Here is a 776-nt window from a genome sequence, read left to right as displayed (position 1 = left end):
CAGCGAGATATCGACATCGTTGCCGTGGAAACCGACGACGCCGACCGCATCGCGTATCGGAGGGATGCGGCCGGCGGTGTCGAAGCGCGATCCCTCGATCTGGAAGCGGCCGAACACCTCATCGGCCGAAAGCGGCACGCCGTTGCCCAGCCGGCCCGGCACCACCTGGAACTGAAGGTTGGCGTCGACGACACGGCCGCCGAACAGATTTGCCAGCACCCACAGCCGGGCATTGCGCGCCGAAAACCACGGCCATAGCTGCTTGACGTGAGAGACCTGCATGTCGTGGATGTTGAACGCCAGATTGATCCCCGGCACTTTGCCGTCGACGAACGCCACGGCGGCGGTGCCAAGCATCTCGCCCGAGCCGGCGGACCGAAGCGCGATCTGCTCGGCCACCAGTTTGTGGCTCACCGTGTTGTAGACACCGGCGATCCGGGCGAGGAAGGTGAGCGCCGGCTCGGGCGACTCCGAAGGCGCAAGCGACGACCCGTCGCTGGTCAGGTCGTAGCGATAGGAGGGCTCTTCACCCACCGCTCCGCTTGCCGGCTTCGGCCCGATCGAACCGGCGAAATCGAATGTCGAGCGGCCGGTCTTCAGCAGCAATCTGTCGACCTGGACCTTGTTGCTGCCAGCAACCAGCGTCGCATTGATATCGACGTCCGCCGCCAGCAATCCTCGCGTGCCGAGATCGAGGACAGAGCCCGTCGATGACAAAGCGGCCGTCAGCCGCGATGCGTTCACGCCGAACCCTTCCGATCCCGTCAGCTTCAACG

General features: G+C 65.1%; 1 pseudogene. It reads right to left on the bottom strand.

Features of this window, described 5'->3' with window-relative positions:
* Positions 1-744 (bottom strand): annotated as a pseudogene (locus ENZ74_RS33370) (hypothetical protein); the annotation flags it as partial.
* Positions 745-776 lie beyond the last annotated feature (32 nt).

The sequence above is a fragment of the Mesorhizobium sp. M7A.F.Ca.CA.002.15.2.1 genome (genome assembly GCF_003998715.1).
In the GTDB taxonomy this organism is placed as follows: domain Bacteria; phylum Pseudomonadota; class Alphaproteobacteria; order Rhizobiales; family Rhizobiaceae; genus Mesorhizobium; species Mesorhizobium ciceri.
This window is presented reverse-complemented; position numbering and strand designations above follow the sequence as displayed.